19 protein-coding genes are annotated in these 17884 nt (G+C 41.2%); 1 reads left to right on the forward strand and 18 read right to left on the reverse strand.

Annotated features, from left to right (window positions below; genetic code table 11):
- Positions 1-424 precede the first annotated feature (424 nt).
- The 16 genes from trxB to hprK all read right to left on the reverse strand — a co-directional run bounded on the left by trxB (position 425) and on the right by hprK (position 15133).
- Positions 425-1375 carry a thioredoxin-disulfide reductase gene (trxB, locus tag AN957_RS23740; RefSeq protein WP_053478809.1) on the reverse strand — a complete coding sequence of 317 codons (951 nt, stop codon included), beginning with the start codon at positions 1373-1375 and terminating at the stop codon, positions 425-427.
- A gap of 92 nt (positions 1376-1467) precedes the next feature.
- On the reverse strand, positions 1468-2958 hold the full coding sequence (locus tag AN957_RS23745) for a tetratricopeptide repeat protein (RefSeq protein ID WP_056686427.1): 1491 nt from the start codon (positions 2956-2958) through the stop codon (positions 1468-1470).
- Between the two features lie 84 nt (positions 2959-3042).
- Positions 3043-4005 (reverse strand): nuclease-related domain-containing protein, encoded by a 963-nt coding sequence (locus AN957_RS23750; RefSeq protein WP_056686428.1) that lies wholly within the window; start codon positions 4003-4005, stop codon positions 3043-3045.
- A gap of 236 nt (positions 4006-4241) precedes the next feature.
- The gene (gene hisIE / locus AN957_RS23755; RefSeq protein WP_056686431.1) at positions 4242-4832 is read right to left on the reverse strand and encodes a bifunctional phosphoribosyl-AMP cyclohydrolase/phosphoribosyl-ATP diphosphatase HisIE; all 591 of its coding nucleotides are present in this window, start codon (positions 4830-4832) and stop codon (positions 4242-4244) included.
- Complete coding sequence (gene hisF, locus AN957_RS23760; RefSeq protein ID WP_056686434.1) at positions 4829-5587, reverse strand: imidazole glycerol phosphate synthase subunit HisF; 759 nt, start codon at positions 5585-5587, stop codon at positions 4829-4831. Before hisF ends, hisIE begins: the two co-directional genes overlap by 4 nt.
- Positions 5581-6318, reverse strand: coding sequence for a 1-(5-phosphoribosyl)-5-[(5-phosphoribosylamino)methylideneamino]imidazole-4-carboxamide isomerase (gene hisA / locus AN957_RS23765; RefSeq protein WP_056686437.1), 738 nt, complete (start codon positions 6316-6318; stop codon positions 5581-5583). The genes hisF and hisA overlap by 7 nt, the downstream gene beginning before the upstream one ends.
- Positions 6318-6953, reverse strand: a complete 636-nt coding sequence (hisH, locus tag AN957_RS23770) for an imidazole glycerol phosphate synthase subunit HisH (RefSeq protein ID WP_056686440.1) — start codon at positions 6951-6953, stop codon at positions 6318-6320. Before hisH ends, hisA begins: the two co-directional genes overlap by 1 nt.
- Position 6954: 1 nt before the next feature.
- Positions 6955-7542 carry an imidazoleglycerol-phosphate dehydratase HisB gene (hisB, locus tag AN957_RS23775; protein ID WP_053478802.1) on the reverse strand — a complete coding sequence of 196 codons (588 nt, stop codon included), beginning with the start codon at positions 7540-7542 and terminating at the stop codon, positions 6955-6957.
- A 4-nt stretch (positions 7543-7546) separates the two neighbouring features.
- Positions 7547-8818, reverse strand: coding sequence for a histidinol dehydrogenase (gene hisD / locus AN957_RS23780; RefSeq protein ID WP_056686443.1), 1272 nt, complete (start codon positions 8816-8818; stop codon positions 7547-7549).
- Positions 8799-9455: an ATP phosphoribosyltransferase gene (hisG, locus tag AN957_RS23785; RefSeq protein WP_056686445.1), complete on the reverse strand. Its 657-nt coding sequence runs from the start codon at positions 9453-9455 to the stop codon at positions 8799-8801. Before hisG ends, hisD begins: the two co-directional genes overlap by 20 nt.
- On the reverse strand, positions 9452-10642 hold the full coding sequence (locus AN957_RS23790) for an ATP phosphoribosyltransferase regulatory subunit (RefSeq protein ID WP_056686448.1): 1191 nt from the start codon (positions 10640-10642) through the stop codon (positions 9452-9454). Before AN957_RS23790 ends, hisG begins: the two co-directional genes overlap by 4 nt.
- A 337-nt stretch (positions 10643-10979) precedes the next feature.
- Positions 10980-11516 carry an acyltransferase gene (locus AN957_RS23795; protein ID WP_053478798.1) on the reverse strand — a complete coding sequence of 179 codons (537 nt, stop codon included), beginning with the start codon at positions 11514-11516 and terminating at the stop codon, positions 10980-10982.
- The gene (gene ppaX / locus AN957_RS23800; RefSeq protein ID WP_056686451.1) at positions 11513-12166 is read right to left on the reverse strand and encodes a pyrophosphatase PpaX; all 654 of its coding nucleotides are present in this window, start codon (positions 12164-12166) and stop codon (positions 11513-11515) included. The genes AN957_RS23795 and ppaX overlap by 4 nt, the downstream gene beginning before the upstream one ends.
- Positions 12150-13103 (reverse strand): nucleoside recognition domain-containing protein, encoded by a 954-nt coding sequence (locus tag AN957_RS23805; RefSeq protein ID WP_056686453.1) that lies wholly within the window; start codon positions 13101-13103, stop codon positions 12150-12152. Before AN957_RS23805 ends, ppaX begins: the two co-directional genes overlap by 17 nt.
- 37 nt (positions 13104-13140) lie before the next feature.
- Positions 13141-13962 (reverse strand): prolipoprotein diacylglyceryl transferase, encoded by an 822-nt coding sequence (lgt, locus tag AN957_RS23810; protein WP_056687297.1) that lies wholly within the window; start codon positions 13960-13962, stop codon positions 13141-13143.
- Positions 13963-14209: 247 nt separating this feature from the next.
- The gene (gene hprK, locus AN957_RS23815; RefSeq protein WP_053478795.1) at positions 14210-15133 is read right to left on the reverse strand and encodes an HPr(Ser) kinase/phosphatase; all 924 of its coding nucleotides are present in this window, start codon (positions 15131-15133) and stop codon (positions 14210-14212) included.
- Positions 15134-15367: 234 nt separating this feature from the next.
- Between hprK and AN957_RS23820 the strand changes: the two genes are divergently transcribed.
- On the forward strand, positions 15368-15961 hold the full coding sequence (locus AN957_RS23820) for an N-acetylmuramoyl-L-alanine amidase (protein WP_231690184.1): 594 nt from the start codon (positions 15368-15370) through the stop codon (positions 15959-15961).
- 330 nt (positions 15962-16291) lie between these two features.
- On the opposite strand, the gene AN957_RS23825 is transcribed toward AN957_RS23820, so the two are convergent.
- Both AN957_RS23825 and AN957_RS23830 read right to left on the reverse strand, forming a co-directional pair.
- Positions 16292-16651, reverse strand: a complete 360-nt coding sequence (locus AN957_RS23825) for a phage holin family protein (protein WP_053478794.1) — start codon at positions 16649-16651, stop codon at positions 16292-16294.
- A gap of 104 nt (positions 16652-16755) precedes the next feature.
- The gene (locus tag AN957_RS23830; protein WP_056686456.1) at positions 16756-17871 is read right to left on the reverse strand and encodes a DUF4097 family beta strand repeat-containing protein; all 1116 of its coding nucleotides are present in this window, start codon (positions 17869-17871) and stop codon (positions 16756-16758) included.
- Positions 17872-17884: the final 13 nt, after the last annotated feature.

The raw sequence follows: 17884 nt of genomic DNA on the forward strand, positions 1-17884 counted from the left end.
CAAAAGGATCTATCGTACACACAATTATTTATTCAAATGAAAATATTCCCATTATTTTTAGACAAAAAAAAAGCACAGATACACTGCGCTTTACAAAGGATTATATCTTTAAAAGGGGGTCAATTTCTATTATTAGAATACCTCAATTTTATTGCACGATTGTTACAGGAAAATTAAAAGAGAATTACTTTTTGTAAATATTATTTCCGATGAAGAAAGTTTTAGAAAAAGAAAAGCCGCACAATTGGTATGCGGCTTTTTACAGACAAAATAAGGAAAATTCCTTTATATTATATAACTGTCTAGCTCCAACGCCTACCCCCTCGAGGTCACAAGCCACTCCTCCCAGAAAGGTAAAGAACACCTTTCCGTTAGGATTGTCTTGTGCATGTCGGAGGTGATCAAGGCGTTTCCGCATTTCTGATTATGCTTTCGCTTTCATACTTTCTTTTAATTCTTCGATATAATGTTGAGCGCTTTGAGCTGCGATGCTTCCATCTCCAGTTGCAGTGACAATTTGGCGAAGCATCTTTTCGCGAATGTCACCAGCAGCAAAGATGCCAGGGACTTTCGTTTCCATTTGCTCATTTGTCTCGATATAGCCATTTTCATTTGTAATACCAAGGCTTGCAAATGGCTTGGATAATGGAATCATTCCAATGTATACGAAGACACCATCTGTTTTGTACTCTTGCTCTTCACCTGTTTCGGTTGATACAAGCGTTACACTGCCAACCTTGCCGTCTTTATCGTTGATTTGCTTAACTGTATGATTCCAAATGAAATCAATTTTTTCATTATCAAATGCGCGCTGCTGCAAGATTGCTTGGGCACGTAGCTCATCACGGCGATGTACGATCGTTACTTTTGATGCGAAACGAGTCAAGTACACACCTTCTTCTACTGCTGAATCTCCGCCGCCAATGACAACTAGTTCTTTTCCTTTAAAGAAGGCTCCGTCACAAACTGCACAATAGGAAACTCCGCGGCCGCCTAGTTCCTTCTCTCCTGGTGCACCAAGCTTCTTGTACTCAGCTCCAGTCGTAATGATAACAGCACGAGCTTTATATTGCTTGGATCCTGCTACAACTGTTTTGTACTCTTCGCCGTCAATAATTTCCTTGATATCGCCATATGCGTATTCCGCACCGAATTTCTTCGCATGCTCGAACATTTTCGTTGATAAATCAGGTCCTAAAATATGATCAAAGCCTGGATAGTTTTCTACTTCTTCCGTATTAGCCATTTGTCCGCCAGGAACGCCGCGCTCGACCATTAACGTTGATAAATTTGCCCGAGATGTATAAACAGCGGCAGTCATTCCAGCTGGACCGGCACCTGCGATAATGACATCATAAATTTTCTCTTCCGTCATGTTATTTCACTCCTAAGAAAAGGGATCTTTATTCTATTATGACCATCTACTCATATCCTATAAAAATAAGATGATTCCGTCCAAGTATTTGCTCAAGAAAGGAGATTTTTCACCATTTTTACATATTTTTGTAATGTAGATGAGGAAACTCCATATTTTCCAGCCATTTGCTGCTGAGAAACCTTTTCTTCTCTCATTTTCATCCATACATATTCCACTGCAGCTGCCCATGCCTTATTATTTTTGACCGATAGACTGCTGTCCAATTTAACAAAGACAGCAAACCACATTAAAAACAAGCCTGCTTCTACTGTGCCGATTGGATGATAATTTTGATAAAGAAGAAGGGCAGTTTCATGTAGAGTTTGCCCGGCCATTTCTTCTTTTGTCCGTAAAAATGATAAATATTCCCGCTCTAAATGTGAGAACCTTTGATTATGCTTTATTTCTCTTGATGTCAAGATCTCATCTTTTCCCGCTGACACGGAAGTTAAGAATAAAGCAAAAAGGCGTTCCTCAATATAATCGCTTTCCAATTTTTTCAGAATCGATGCATGATGGTTCTCAAAGCCATCAAGGACAGTCTTATCCTCATTCCATGGCTCGTTCCCTTCTTTTTCGGGATTCAATTGGATCGCTTTTTTCCATGCAGATTGAGCAATAGCCTCCCTGCCAGTGTAGTACGCTGAATAGGAAAGCCAATAGAAAAAGGTGCCATCTCCATCAAATCCTTTTTTCTGAAGGCTGCGCAGCAATGAAAAAGCTTCATCATATTCACCTGTTAAAGCAAAAGTGGCTCCAAGCTTAAATTGATGCTCTATTGAAATCGGCTTAATCTTTTTCAACATGTCCTTTAATGCTTTGACTTCAGGCATATCATGCTGGTAAAACGCAAATACGAGCTTATTGCATAGGGCGTGCAAGTTGCCAGGGTTTTCTTGAAACACCTTTTCTAAAATATCTGCAGCCTTTTGGTTTTCACCAAGATAAAAATAGGCAAGGGCAAGATTGTTATAGGCAGACCAGTATTCAGGATACTCGTCAATCACCGAATTGAGCAGTTCTACCGCCTTTGGAAAGTGTCCAGATTCAAGCAATTCCCGTGCATGCTCTTGCTTTGTAATGAGATCGTCCTGATCATATAAATCTTCATCCATCTCTTCTGCTTCCATTGTCAGCAATTCAAGTAAATCCATCGTGTGATCGACAAATTCCCCATCCTCATCCAACTCCAAATATAAATTGGCATGATGATAGGCATCCTTGAAGAAGCCTAAATGGGCATAATTGTTTGCGAGAAAATAGTGGCATTCCACCATGTCCGCATCCAATTCCTCCAGAATCGTGTGAAGAAGCGTGTTTGCCTCCTGGTAATCACCTAATTCCGAAAAAATAATGGCCAATTGACAAACAATCATCGGTTCTCCAGGCTCTAGCTGCATAGCTCGCTGTATATATTTTTTTGCTTTATATAGATCCCTTTTATGGTAAGCCTTTAGTCCTTTTGCGAAATAATACTCACCGGTCGGGTTAAATGTTAGTAATTTTCCTTTTGGTTGTCTTGCTTTAGAGTCTTTGCTCATGAAATCCTCCATCTTTCTTAATCAACTCAAGTAGTATATCACATGAGCAACCTTATGGAGAAGGGATTGAGGAATATTTGACACTTACCTAGTCTCGGACGAATGATAAATCCTGTCCTTTCTTGAACCGGTAAAAGGCAAATTCATGGATAACAACAGGCGATTGGCGATATAAGGAGAAGTTAAATGAAGAAAGTCACGAAATTTCTGATTGGATAGGGGAGAATCATTAAATAAGAGGAAGTAATCATCGACTGCACGAACGTGTGCATGTGGATCTTTTTGCTTGCATTCTGGGCAGATCCAACTTCCATAACATTTAGTCATTTGGATTGACATGCAATTGCTGCAGATGACTCCTGTTATTATTTCAGTTGGATGGATTTTATAAAATGTAAGAATATCTAATGTTTCTGGTTTGTGCTCTTTTAACATAAGGCGGGAAATTCTTTTTAATTCTTTAGTATTTAAAAGTGGGTCCTTATATTTCATTTTCTGAATTTTATCTAGGATAAATTGAACATGTAAAACCTTCTGAAGGATAGGCGTGTTCACATGTGCAGTTTTAAGAATGGTCGAAGGCTTGCTTATAATTACGAGGAAATCAATGGGAATTGAAATATTACGTGCTTCCAGCCACTTTTTCAATCCTTGTTTCTGTTGGTTGGCTTGTTCAATTGGACATGGATACCCTTTTTCACCCATTTGTGTCGTTTGGATCCATTGATTAAATGTTGGGTCAAAATATAGAGTACCTGAATAGTTCTTTATTTCAAGAATCAGGGCAAAATATGGGGTAAGAATGAGTGTATCTATTTGGAAGAAGTATTCGCCATTGGAGAGCCGAATGCCATGAAAGATTAGAAAATCTTTATCCGGCAGTTTCCCTAAATAGTAATCAACCGCTTGCTCTCCTCGATAACCCGCCCAACGCTTTCGCAGATCTTCTTCCATTTCTTGTCTTTTTATATGATCTTTTGGAAGCCTTCTTAATAGGGCTTCGTTCTTTTGTATTCTAATCGGTATCGTTCGTTCTTTTATAATCAATTTGCTCCCTCCTTTTATGCTTGGAAGCTTACTTCTTTTTTTGTCGGGGGAAATCCTGCATTAGAATGGGGGATTCTCTTGGAAGTTGTTACAATTTGATGTATCTAGGTAATGATTGTGCTGCTTAAGTTTTATTATCTCGACTTATCGAGTAATTTTCTTGATTTATCTAGCATTTCGATCTGGTTATCTAGCAATTTTCTAATTTTATCTAGCATTTACGATAAAACCGGCCATTACTCGGCCGGTTTCGGTTCATGTCTTTTTTCCAGGACTTTCAAAATTTCATGAAACGGCAGGTCCTGCTCTCGTAACAAAACAAGTAAATGATAAATCAAATCTGCTGCTTCCCATTTGAGCTCTTCTTTGTCTCGATTTTTAGCAGCAATAATAACTTCAGCAGACTCTTCTCCTACTTTTTTTAGAATTTTATCGAGACCTTCTTCAAATAAGTAGGTTGTATAGGCACCTTCTGGCCGGTTTTTTTCACGATCTTTAATGGTTTGTTCAAGCTTGAAGAGAATCATTGGATCAGAAAAGCAGCTGATTTCTCCTGTATGACAGGCTGGTCCAGCTGGTTCGACCAGCACAACAATCGCGTCTTGATCGCAGTCCACTTTCATTTCAATGATTTTTTGGGTATTGCCGCTTGTTGCTCCTTTATGCCAGAGCTCTTGCCGCGAACGGCTGAAGAACCATGTTTCCCCTGTTTCTATCGACTTTTCAAGCGATTCTTCATTCATATAAGCAAGGGTCAGCACTTCTTTCGTACGTGCATCCTGAACAATTGCCGGAACAAGCCCCTTTTCATCAAACTGAATATTCATCGGACAAGCACCTCTTTTTCTTTTAAAAATGTTTTTACTTCGGCAACAGATGTCTCTTTATAATGAAAAATCGATGCTGCAAGAGCTGCGTCCGCTTTTCCCTTTGTAAAAACGTCTAAAAAATGTTCGGCACACCCTGCTCCGCCAGATGCAATCACAGGAATGGATACAGCCTTGCTCACTGCTCGTGTTAACTCGATATTAAAGCCACTTTTCTCTCCATCTGAGTCCATGCTTGTAAGGAGTATCTCACCCGCTCCAAGCTCGACCGCTTTCCTTGCCCACTTGATTACATCTAGATCAGTTGGTATTCGCCCCCCATGCGTATAGACACGCCATGATCCCAGTTCTGAATCATACTTCGCATCAATTGCCACAACGATGCATTGGGAACCAAAGAAATTCGCACCTTCTGTAATTAAATTAGGACTTTTTACGGCGGCCGTATTTAATGAAACTTTATCCGCACCCGTTCTTAAAATTCCCTTCATATCCTCTAATGAGTTGATTCCTCCACCAACTGTAAAAGGAATAGCCAATTCAGCTGCGACCGCCTGAACAACTTCGAGCATTGTTTTCCTGCCTTCTACAGATGCTGAAATATCTAGAAAGACAAGCTCGTCAGCCCCTTGCTCATCATAAAATCGAGCCATTTGAACAGGGTCGCCTGCATCTTGCAGCTGTACAAATTGAATCCCCTTCACGACTCGTCCATCCTTTACATCCAGGCATGGAATAATACGCTTCGTTAGCATGACACATTCACCTCATTTAATGCTTCCGATACGGAGAAGCGCCCTTCATAAATCGCCTTTCCAACAATAGCGCCGATCACACCATCATTCCGGAATTTCTGAAGTTCAGCTAAATCCTCCAGACTGCTAACTCCGCCTGAAGCAATTACATGTTTCCCGGTTTCTTGTGCCAGCTGCCATACCGCTTCCACATTTGGTCCTGAAAGCATTCCGTCTGTGGCAATATCGGTAAATATAAAGGTTTCTGCACCTGCATCAGCAAAGCGTTTCCCAAGTTCGATCGCTTTCACCTTTGATGTATGAAGCCAGCCTTCCGTTGCGATATAGCCGTTTTTCGCATCTAGCCCTACCGCAATCTGGGCCCCATATTTTCGAATCATTTCAATCGCAAATGAAGGATCAGAGACAGCGATGCTTCCAAGTATGACGCGGGCAATCCCATTTTCTAAATAATGAGCGATATCCGCTTCTGCTCGGACGCCCCCGCCAATCTGAATATTGGCTGTTAATTCATTTGCAGCTTTGACTACAAAGGAATCATTTACTCTTTTTCCATCTTTCGCTCCGTCAAGGTCGACCATATGAATCCAGCTTGCCCCTTCGCTCGCAAAACTTCTAGCCATTTCAAATGGGGAATCCCCATACACAGTCTCCTGGTCATAGTTCCCCTGCTTCAGACGGACACATTTCCCGCCTCTCATATCAATCGCTGGAAAAATAGTAAAGTTCATCATGTAGTCACCCTTTCCCTTGCGAGTTCTGTAAAATTACGTAAAAGCTTCATGCCCAGTTTGCTGCTCTTCTCCGGATGAAACTGCATGCCGAATAGATTTCCATTGCCAACTACGGCGGGTACTTCCACATTATAAGAACATTTGCCTAGTAAAATATCCTTGTCCATACGATCAACATAATAAGAATGAACAAAATAAGCATAATCCTCTTCCACTTGCTGCAAAATCAAAGAAGATTGCGTCCATACTAACTGATTCCACCCCATATGCGGCACTTTATATCGTCCGCCATCCGCTGTTACTCCCGGAAATTTTTCAACATAGCCAGTTAGTAGCCCTAAGCCAATTGTCTCTCCATTTTCTTTGCTTCCTTCAAACAAAAGCTGCATCCCTAAACAAATGCCAAGGAGAGGCTTTCCTAATCCCACAAATTCTTTAATCATAGACGATAAGCCAGTCTCATTTAACCGCTCCATTGCATCCTTGAAGGAGCCAACTCCTGGAAGTATTAATCCATTCGCCATCATCAGCTCTTCTGCTTTTTCCGAAATAAAATACGGCACATCTAGCCTTTCTAAAGCCTTACTCACGCTAAACAAGTTGCCCATGCCATAGTCAATGATGCCAATCATTTTATAACATCCCTTTCGTAGACGGAACTCCTTTAATTCTTGGATCGATGGTTGTCGCCTCATCTAATGCTCGTGCAAGAGCTTTAAAAATGGCTTCAATAATATGATGCGTGTTCTTTCCATAGTGAACGATCACATGAAGATTCATCCTTGCTTCAAGTGCAAGTTTCCAAAGAAATTCATGAACAAGCTCCGTATCGAATGTTCCTACCTTCGCATTCGGAAGCTCGGCGCGGAATTCTAAATGTGGACGATTGCTTAAATCAACAACTACTTGGGCAAGTGCCTCATCCATCGGGACAAATGCATTCCCATAACGCTTGATGCCCCTTTTATCTCCAAGTGCTTCCTTCAGCACCTGTCCAAGACAAATACCAATATCCTCTGTTGTATGATGATCATCTACCTCTGTATCCCCATTCGCATGAATAGTTAAATCAAACTGCCCGTGTTTAGCGAATAAATCAAGCATATGGGTTAAAAACGGGACACCTGTTTCGAGCGTGCTTGTTCCTTCTCCATCTATATTTAACGAGAGCTTTATTTCTGTTTCATTTGTAATTCTCTTAATCTCAGAAACTCTGGCCATAATCTCACTCCTTTAACCTTGCTTCAATCGCACGTGCATGGGCCTCGAGTCCTTCAAGCCTTGCAAACGCAGCAATTTTTCCGCCATGATCCTTCAATGCCTTTTCACTGTAATAAACAATACTTGATTTCTTTTGAAAATCTTCCACATTTAGCGGGCTAGAAAAGCGAGCTGTGCCATTCGTTGGCAATACATGATTCGGTCCGGCAAAATAGTCGCCAACCGGTTCAGGACTATAACGTCCAATAAAAATCGCACCAGCATGTCTAATCTGTCCTACTAACGACATCGCATGTTCCGTGATGATTTCTAAATGCTCGGGGGCAAGAAGATTGATCGTTTGAACAGCCTCCTCCATTGAATTGGTAACATAGATCGCTCCAAAGTTCTCAATCGACTCTCTTGCTATTTCTTGCCGCGGAAGGAGAGCCAACTGTTTTTCAACCTCACTGGCAACCGTGGCTGCTAATGCTTCTGAAGGCGTGACGAGCACACAGCACGATAACCGGTCATGCTCCGCTTGAGACAATAGATCTGCTGCCACTTCATTCGGTTTAGCTGTGTCATCAGCAAGAATGGCTATTTCACTTGGTCCTGCGATCATATCAATATCAACATCACCAAATACTTCTCTTTTCGCCAAGGCCACATAAATATTCCCAGGTCCTGTAATTTTATCGACAGGAGCAATGGTCTCTGTTCCGTAGGCGAGGGCCGCTATCGCCTGTGCCCCGCCAACTTTATAAATTTCCTCTGCCCCTGCCTCTTGGGCGGCTACAAGAACGGCTGGCGGCAGCTTCCCTGTTTTTTTATCGGGAGGGGAAGTAATGACAATGCGCTTAACTCCAGCTACCTTCGCAGGTATGACATTCATTAAGACTGATGATGGATAGGCTGCCGTTCCCCCTGGCACATATAGACCGACAGAATCAAGTGGTGTTACCTTCTGTCCAAGAATTGTGCCGTTTTCATCGGTTGTTATCCAAGAAGTCCGCAGCTGCTTTTCATGAAATAAACGGATATTTGCGGCAGCTTCTCTAATAACAGAAAGGTTCTGTTCATTAAATTTCTTGTATGCCTCCATTTTTTCTTCCTCTGTTACGGAAATGTTCTCTAGGGATACGCCATCAAATTTGAATGAATAGGCTTTTAATGCTTGATCCCCTCCTTTTCGAACCGACTCGATAATCGTTTTGACGGTCGCTCGCTGTTCGTTTGTTCCACTATCGACTGACCTTTTAATCGAAGGCTGGTCACTAGCTTTTAAAATTCTCATTCCCAAACCCTCCAGTCTTTAACTTGCTTAGCCGTTCGACAAGCTCGTTGATGCGCTCATCCTTCAGTCGAAAGCTAACTGGATTCACAATCAGTCTGGAGGTGATTTCCACCATCCGCTCATACTCGACTAATCCATTTTCCTTTAACGTTCTCCCTGTTGAAACAATATCGACAATTCGATCGGCAAGCCCAATGAGGGGAGCAAGCTCAATCGATCCATTCAGCTTAATAATCTCAACCTGCTCTCCTTGTTCTCGAAAATAAGCAGCGGCAACATGTGGATATTTCGTTGCCACCTTTGGCGCTACGTCATTAATTTTTGCGTCAGGCAAGCCAGCGACAGCAAGATAGCAGGCACTTATTTTTAAATCCAGCAATTCATAAACATCCCGCTCTTCCTCTAGCATGACATCTTTCCCTGCAATCCCTAGGTCAGCCACCCCATGCTCTACATAGGTAGGGACATCCATCGGCTTAGCTAAAATAAAGCGGAACTTTTCTTCTGGCACTTCAAGGATCAATTTCCGAGAATCATCGAATTCTGGCGGCAATTGAAAGCCAGCCTTTTTGAGCAATTGGACGGCATCCTCAAATATTCGCCCCTTTGGCATGGCAATCGTTAAGAAATTATTCATTTTAGCGCAGCCTCCTTTCCTGCTTTTCCGACTAGAAAGGTAATATCTACGTATCGGCTTGTGCAGGCATCGATATCCTTAACTCCGCTTATATCCTGCAGAACGACTTTATTTCCTAGTTTCCTTTGCTTTTGTGCGTAGTCAAAAGCTTCCCTTCTTCGCTCCGAGCTAAATAATACACAGGAGGTGCGTTCTAATTCCTCCTCATCGACTTCTAACGCTTCTAAAAGTCGATCCATTCGAATGGCAAATCCAGTTGCCCCCGTCTGCTTTCCGAATTTCTGCAGCAATAAATCGTACCTTCCCCCGTTGCCGATTGGAAAGCCAACGTTTCCGGCATATACCTCAAATACGATTCCTGTATAGTAGCTCATATGGCTTACCAATGTGAGGTCGAAGGTCACTTTTCCATCTAGTCCAAAGTCAAATATGATGTCCCACAGCTGCTGCAGCTCGGTTACTGCTCTTTTTCCTATGTCATTTTCAAGCAGATCAAAAGCCTTTTCAATGATTTGACTCCGGCCTTTCAGAGTTAAGAATTCTAGCAATCTTTGTTTATCTATAGATGATAGAGCTAATTCATTTACATGTTCCCGATAGCCTACATAATTTTTTCCATATAAATATCTTGTTAATGCTTTTACTCTTTCTTCCGTGCCTAAAATCTGCCGGAAAAATGTCTGCACAAATCCGATATGCCCAATGGAGAGGCGAAAATCTTCTAATCCAGCGGCTAGTAATGAATGAATCATTAAGGCAATTCCTTCTCCATCCGCACTAACTGTAGAATCCCCGATGCACTCCACACCAATTTGCTCAAATTCAGCTGGGCGTCCAGCCTCCCTCTGCTGGGCGCGGAATACATTTGCAGAATAGGCTAAACGAATCGGAAGATCATTTTTTAATAGTTTTGATGCAGCAACACGTGCAATAGGCGCTGTCATATCCGGGCGCATAACAAGTGTTTGACCCTGCTGATCAAGGAGCTTGAATATCTGCTGATCTAGTGTGGCGGACGCTGCGCCAACCGTATCATAATATTCGAGTGTTGGCGTCTCCATAAACTGATAGCCCCAGTTCTTCATTTCTTTTTCAATGGATGATCTGATCTTTTGCTTTCGCTCAAATAAAACGGGTAATGTATCTCTCATCCCTAACGGTTTCTCAAACATAAATAAGCGGGTCAATGACATTCACCTCTAAATCCTTTAGTTCGCTAATATGGTAGTAAATTAAAGATATATGTATTTTAACGCTGTCTTCTATTTCCGTCAACAAATAATTCTGAAAATAGGACTCAGTGTTCAGGATCGTGGGGAATGCTAGATAAACTTATAATGCTGCTAGATAACTTTTATAAGTTGCTAGATAAACCGTTCAAACTGCTAGATAAATCAATAAATTTGCTCGATAACTTGATCCGAACTCAAATATTTACACTAATGCTAAGGAAATTTTTTAAGGCTGGACAGTTTTCTTCTTGTCAGCACAAAAAAAGAGCCCTGCAAAATGCAGGACTCAAAATTATTCTTTTTCCTTGCCGTAGATGGGATCGTCTGCCCATCTTTTAGCCATTTCTTCTTTTGTATATATCACCCGCATTGGATTTCCACCGACAAAGCAGCCGGGCGGGACATCTTTATGTACGAGCGTGCCAGCAGATACAATAGCACCGTCCCCAATGGATACACCGGGGAGGATTGTTGTATTGGCACCAATCATTACCTCACTGCCAATGTCAACTGGTCCAAGGCGATATTCTTTAATTAGATATTCATGTGCTAATATTGTCGTGTTGTAGCCAATTACCGTATTGCGGCCCACACTTATTTTTTCGGGAAACATGACATCGAGCATGACCATAAGGGCAAAAGATGTTTGTTCGCCTACCTTCATTCGCAGGAAGGTCCGGTATAGCCAATTTTTCATCCCTAAAAAGGGCGTATATCTTGCCAGCTGAATCACAACAAAGTTCTTGACCACTTTCCAAAATGGCACTGTCTTATACACATGCCAAAGGGAGTTGGCCCCCTCTACCGGAAATCTTTCGGTCTTCCTCATTTTTCTCCGACCTCAAGAATATCAAGTAAATCTGCCATGTTTCCAAGCATATAATCTGGATTAAATTGAAGTAAGAATTCTTTCCCCTTCGCACTCCAGGCAACCCCAGCTGTTTTCGTGCCTGCATTTTTCCCGCCGAGAATATCATGGGAGTTATCGCCCACCATGATTGCCTCTTCCGGCTTTGAGCCTAGAAGCTCTAGCGCCTTTAGAATCGGTTCTGGATCTGGCTTTGGCATTTTCACATGATCCAATGCAACAATCACATCAAAGAACTGATCCAGCTTTGTTAGCTTTAAGCCTTTTTCAACGACCATTAACACCTTTGTCGTGACGATGCCTATTTTGAAGCCGGCTTCCTTCAATGAACGAATGGTTTCAAATACCCCATCAAATTCCTTCACAAGCAGATCATGATTACCGAGATTAAACTCTCTGTATACCTTAATCATTTCCTCTACCTTCTCAGGTGCAATCGATTCAAACGTTTCCGTAAGTGTTGGACCAAGAAAAGGAATAACATCCTCCCGCTTGTAACGATCAGGATAATATTTCCCTAACGTATGCAAAAAAGAGGAGATGATTAATTCATTCGTATCAATTAATGTTCCATCTAAATCGAATAAAACGGTATTAACTTGTGTGCTCATATGTTGCTTCCTTTCTTTTGGCCATATCTGTGCGGTTCCAAATAAATGCGACAATCAATGTTAAGAGGATCGCTACACCTATGCGGATGAGTAAAAGCGGCAATACTGGAATGCCTAATGGAATAAAAATCAGCGTATCCTCAACAACCGCATGGCAGGCAACAAGAAAGATAAATGCAATGGTTACATCCTTTTTGCTGACTCCGTCCTCTTTCACTGCCTGGATCATGACACCAGCCCCAAATGCAAGACCAAACAATAAACCAGCTGCAAGTGTTGTTGATGTATTTTCTTTCATCCCTAGCATTCTTGTTACCGGTGCCATCCATTTTGAAAAAACAGCAAGCCACTTTAAATCCTTTAGTATTTGGATCATGATCATAAGCGGAATGACAATGATTGCCAGTTGAAAGATCCCTAGGCCAGCCTTTTGCAACGCATCAAGTAAAATAGCAAGCCAGCCTGTAACTTCTTCTTCTTTTGCCGGAATCATTCCGTACTTAGCTATTTCAGATCCCCCGTGCCATACGAGATTAATCACAATTGCAGAGATGAGCGCCAGCCCCATTCTCACTGCGATACCAATCCAAAGCTTCACACCCACTTTTACGGCTACGCTCGATTCAATAATCATATTATGTGAGAAGGAAAGCATGACTGCAACGATAAATACCTCTTTTACAGTCAAATCAAGCGTCAATATCGCTCCAATTCCCGCGTAAAGATTCAAGATGTTCCCTAAAACAAGCGGAATGGCTGTATCCCCTGACAAGCCAATTAGATTCATAAGCGGTGTGATTAGCTTGATCACCCATGGCAGCACAGGTGTATGCTGCAGCAATGCAACGATTAAAGTAACGGGAAAGATGACCTTTCCTAACGTCCAGGTCGTTTTTAAGCCAACCACGATCCCCTTTTTGGACGATTCGACCAGCATGTCTCTTCCCCTCTCCTATGTAGATTCGTTAGTAAAGTTAAACACTTTTATCTAAATAACGGGCATCTGCATACCCCTTCATTCTTCTTAAAATCAGGAGAATGACTGCTCCGATTAGCAGTGCAACCGAAATGGTTTGTGCCATTCTTAACTGCCCCTCAATTAGCCATAAACTGTCTGTTCGCATCCCTTCAATAAAGAAACGCCCAATTGAATACCAGATTACGTATGTGAGGAAAAGCTCCCCGCGGCGCAAATTAACTCTTCTTAATAGAATGAGAATAATAAAACCAACAATATTCCAAACCGATTCATATAAAAAGGTAGGGTGATAATACGTACCGTTTATGTACATTTGATTAATGATGAACTCTGGGAGATGAAGGTTTTCTAGAAATGCCCGTGTCACTTCTCCGCCATGTGCCTCCTGGTTCATAAAGTTTCCCCACCGGCCAATTGCCTGGCCTAGAATGATGCTCGGCGCTGTAATATCAGCAATTTTCCAGAAGGAAACGCCTCTCTTTTTCGCAAAGACAACCGCTGTTATGACGGATCCGATCAAAGCACCGTGGATAGCGATGCCACCTTCCCAAATTTTAATAATCTCACCAGGATTCTGGGCATAGTAATCCCATTGAAAAATTACATAATAGATGCGTGCTGAAATAATGGCAATCGGAATTGCCCAAAGCATTAAATCAGCAATTAACTCCTTTTTAATCCCTCTTCTTTCCCCTTCGCGCATGACAATCATGAGGGCTAAAGCAATTCCGATACCGATAATAAGTCCGTACCAGCGAATATTGATGGGCCCAAGGGATATGGCGATCGGGTCAAGGGGTTGAATAGTAGCTTCCATAATCACTGCTCCTTTCAATCTTTCATTTTTTTCTATTTTAATGCATAATAACAGGTTACATATAACTATTCCAAAAACTATTTGCAAGTCTTTTTTCGGAATCTGGATCTTTTTTGCAAGTTTCTCTTTATTTTTGCGATATCTGCGTTTTTTTTGCAAATTCCTCTTTATTTTTGCGATATCGCGTTTTTTTTTGCAAATGTCTCTTTATTTTTGCGGTACATATGTTATTTTTGCTAAGTCTTCGTTATTCACTGTCTTCGATGACGTCTGCAAGGCGGTTTGAGAATTGCTCAGCTGCATTGACGCCCATTCTCTTTAAGCGGAAGTTCATAGCTGCTACTTCAATGATGACAGCTAGGTTTCGGCCAGGGCGAACGGGGATTGTCAGCTTCGGCAAATCCATATCAATAATTTTCATTTTTTCCTCATCCAGTCCGAGGCGATCATATTGTTTGTTTTGATCCCATAGCTCTAAATCCATCACAACAGAAATTCGTTTATAGCTTCTCACCGCACCAGCACCAAATAATGTCATGACATTAATAATCCCAAGCCCACGAATCTCCAGCAAATGTTCAATCAGCTCTGGAGATGTTCCAACTAGTGTATTTTCATCTTCCTGCCTAATTTCCACACAATCATCGGCGACTAGACGATGACCCCGTTTTACAAGCTCCAACGCGGTTTCACTTTTACCTACACCGCTCTTTCCCGTAATGAGTACACCAATGCCATAGACATCTACGAGCACACCATGAACAGCTGTTGTCGGAGCCAGCTTACTTTCCAGGTAGTTTGTAAGTAAGCTCGAAAATCGAGTCGTTTTTTGCTTCGTTCTTAAAAGTGGAACAGATTCTCTTTCCGATGCTTCCACTAAATCATTCGGCACTTCCATCCCCCTTGAGATAATTATAGCGGGAGTGATATCTGTGCATAAACGTTCGAAGCGGTCTTGGCGGTCCATATCATTTAATCTTTCGGTAAATGTTAGCTCTGTCTTTCCAATTAACTGAATTCTTTCAGCTGGATAAAAATTAAAGTATCCTGCAAGTTCAATACCAGGTCTTGATAGGTCAGTTGTGACAATCGGGCGATTGATTCCTTCTTCGCCGCTTATCAATTCAAGTTCAAATTTTTCGATAATATCTTTTGTACAAACTTTAGGCACTATATTTCCTCCTTCGCAAGGAAGTTGCTTCAATTTTTATTATGGCAGTTTCATTTCATTTTAGCACTTTTTACCTCAGAACCAAATGAATCGATTCATAAATATGCCTTTTTTCTTTATTATACATGTCCTTTTCTTAGCTCTACTCATATGTTAAAGATAACTAGATTTTATTTACTAGAGAAGATTTATCATAAATTACAATAGACCATTTCTATTGGAAGGAGCGGGAGAATGAAAATGATGCTGGATGCAGGCCATGGGTATACAACTGCTGGGAAGCGGAGTCCAGATGGCATGCGGGAATATGAATTTAATCGGGGTGTTGCTAATTATGCAAAGGTTCTTCTTGAAAACTATCAGGATGTGACAGTATATTTTGCCCACTCAGACAAACAGGACATTCCGCTTAAAGTACGGACAGACCAGGCAAACCGACTAAAGGTTGATTGCTATGTATCTATTCATGCGAATGCCTTTGGCTCAAGCTGGAATGATGCAAATGGAATCGAAACCTATGTCCATCCAATTAGACCGAAGAAAACAACTGAGCTGGCACAAAAAATCCATAAAAATTTAATCATTTCCACAGGGTTAAAGGATCGTGGTTTGAAGGAGGCTAATTTCCATGTCTTAAGAGAAACAACGATGTCCGCCGTTTTAGTCGAATGCGGTTTTATGACAAATCGTGAGGAAGTTAAGCACTTGCGTTCAGACACATTTCGAAAAACTTGCGCGGAAGCCATTGTCAAAGGGATTGTAGATCATTTCAGTTTGAAGACGAAGATAGACTTTGGGACAAGCCCCTCGAAACATCCATCTCCATGAAGAAAGGTCAATACAAGGTTCAAGTAGGAACATTCAATGATAAAAACATGCGGACAAGCTTGCGGATAAAGTGAAACTCAATCAGTGGGGGTTTTCCTTCATCCCCAAACTGATTGTTAGTTGAACCAATCGGGCATTTACGGGCTGTTAGATCCCCCACTTAGAATTTTTTTCCAGAAACTTCTTGAAGTGGAGGTCTTACAGCCCGTTAATCTGCGATAAATTGGTTAAACTTGGTTATCCCGCCTATGTACTATTCGAATAGAAGAAGCCAGCACGAATCATCGTGCTGGCTTTTTGTCGATTACTTAAATTGCTGATGACTATTCCTTATTTATCCTTTGCCGGCTCAAAAACAACCTTTTGAATAATTATATTCGCAATTGCCATGATAACTGCTACAAGCAGTGCTGTGCCAAAGCTAGCAATTTCGAAGGAGCTGCCCATAATGTTATCCGTAATTTGCAATGTGATCGCATTAATGACAAATAGAAATAATCCAAGTGTCACTAAAGTGACTGGCAGCGTTAGGATAATTAATATCGGACGAACTAGAATATTTAATATGGAAAGAATAAAGCTTGCTCCAATTGCTGCTCCAAAGCTCGATACATAAAAGGATTCTTCTGAAAATCCGGCAATCGCCACAAATAGGATGGCATTAATTAAAATGCCGATCAACCATCTCATTTACTTTACACCTCTGTTCTGGCGGTGTGAATTAAGGAACCAGGACAAGTTGATTTCCTTTTTTCTAGGTATTAGTCTTCACCATTTCATTCGAAGTAATCATTTTAAAATACTTCTGATTTTACCTTTTTCACATGAATGGATCCTGTTTTTGTTTCTGCGATAATCCTTAGGGCATGATCAGGATTATTTAATGAGTTAAAGCGCATCACTTTTTGGATCACATCGCTTTTTTCCTCTACTACTTGAATTCCTTCAAGATTCACATTAAAACCGCCAAGATTCGTTTTCAGTTCTCCCTCTACCGCTGATGCTTGATGAGGAATTTGCAGCTCGATGCCGCCAGTAGCAGCTTTAGCATTTATAAATTCACAGACACCACCTGTGAATGCACAGAAGATATCTCCATTGAAAGATTGTAAATCCACTTTTCGATATTCACCATCAAGAGTGATCGCCCCATTTAGCGTCTCTGCTTCAAGTTCACCAACGATACTCCTTTGAACTAAAATTTGTCCATTCGAAGTCTCTGCTTCCGCATAGTTCCCCTTTATATCATTAAGTGTAATCTTCCCATTTGCCGTTTTGGCTTTATAGCTCGCAGCAGTTAAATGTTCGCTTTCAATCGATCCATTGAACATGCGAATTTTTATATTATCATACTCTGTTTGAGGGATGTAAATAACGGCATCAATCTTCATCCATTTTTGCTGGGTTGAAAACCGCAGCCTTTGACTGTCAATCATAAAGACGACTTCATTTAAGAATTTTCTTCTCGCCTCATCCTGTGTCTCCACCCGATAAATCTTTGCTTGACAATCGATGCGAACATTATTTTGTTCCCATGGAAGCACCTTTACCATCCCGTTGGCAAGATCAATATCTATTTCCTTCAAATCCACGTTTGCTTGCTCGAAGATATGTGAAATATCAATGGATTTGCCAAAATTAAAGTCAAGATCAAAATCCTTAATTTTTTTATAAGCTTGATCAACAAAGTCGATAATTTTATCTTTTGCTGACTGGAATTTGTAATTAAGCGGATCTTCCTTTTTTGCCTCTTCAAATTTAACTGTTGAAAGGTCTGGGAAAAGGTCATCCTGTTTCTCTTTAGCCACTTTATTGGATTGATCAAGACCTTCCAATAATAATAACGCTTCCTCTACAGTCAGCTTGCCATCTTCAATCATCTTTAATATTCTTAAACGTTCCTCTTGCATACCAATCTCCTCC

It is taken from the genome of Cytobacillus solani, assembly GCF_001420595.1.
GTDB classification, from domain to species: domain Bacteria; phylum Bacillota; class Bacilli; order Bacillales; family Cytobacillaceae; genus Cytobacillus; species Cytobacillus solani.

What these genes read in the sequence shown, in the direction of transcription:
- hisB (WP_053478802.1), bottom strand. Translation starts at nt 7,542, where the DNA reads ATGGCCAGAGTTTCTGAGATTAAGAGAATTACAAATGAAACAGAAATA.
- hisD (WP_056686443.1), bottom strand. Translation starts at nt 8,818, where the DNA reads ATGAGAATTTTAAAAGCTAGTGACCAGCCTTCGATTAAAAGGTCAGTC.
- hisH (WP_056686440.1), bottom strand. Translation starts at nt 6,953, where the DNA reads ATGATTGGCATCATTGACTATGGCATGGGCAACTTGTTTAGCGTGAGT.
- hisIE (WP_056686431.1), bottom strand. Translation starts at nt 4,832, where the DNA reads ATGAATATTCAGTTTGATGAAAAGGGGCTTGTTCCGGCAATTGTTCAG.
- AN957_RS23830 (WP_056686456.1), bottom strand. Translation starts at nt 17,871, where the DNA reads ATGCAAGAGGAACGTTTAAGAATATTAAAGATGATTGAAGATGGCAAG.
- hisF (WP_056686434.1), bottom strand. Translation starts at nt 5,587, where the DNA reads ATGCTAACGAAGCGTATTATTCCATGCCTGGATGTAAAGGATGGACGA.
- AN957_RS23745 (WP_056686427.1), bottom strand. Translation starts at nt 2,958, where the DNA reads ATGAGCAAAGACTCTAAAGCAAGACAACCAAAAGGAAAATTACTAACA.
- hisG (WP_056686445.1), bottom strand. Translation starts at nt 9,455, where the DNA reads ATGAATAATTTCTTAACGATTGCCATGCCAAAGGGGCGAATATTTGAG.
- AN957_RS23820 (WP_231690184.1), top strand. Translation starts at nt 15,368, where the DNA reads ATGAAAATGATGCTGGATGCAGGCCATGGGTATACAACTGCTGGGAAG.
- AN957_RS23825 (WP_053478794.1), bottom strand. Translation starts at nt 16,651, where the DNA reads ATGAGATGGTTGATCGGCATTTTAATTAATGCCATCCTATTTGTGGCG.
- hisA (WP_056686437.1), bottom strand. Translation starts at nt 6,318, where the DNA reads ATGAACTTTACTATTTTTCCAGCGATTGATATGAGAGGCGGGAAATGT.
- ppaX (WP_056686451.1), bottom strand. Translation starts at nt 12,166, where the DNA reads ATGAGCACACAAGTTAATACCGTTTTATTCGATTTAGATGGAACATTA.
- trxB (WP_053478809.1), bottom strand. Translation starts at nt 1,375, where the DNA reads ATGACGGAAGAGAAAATTTATGATGTCATTATCGCAGGTGCCGGTCCA.
- lgt (WP_056687297.1), bottom strand. Translation starts at nt 13,962, where the DNA reads ATGGAAGCTACTATTCAACCCCTTGACCCGATCGCCATATCCCTTGGG.
- AN957_RS23795 (WP_053478798.1), bottom strand. Translation starts at nt 11,516, where the DNA reads ATGAGGAAGACCGAAAGATTTCCGGTAGAGGGGGCCAACTCCCTTTGG.
- AN957_RS23805 (WP_056686453.1), bottom strand. Translation starts at nt 13,103, where the DNA reads ATGCTGGTCGAATCGTCCAAAAAGGGGATCGTGGTTGGCTTAAAAACG.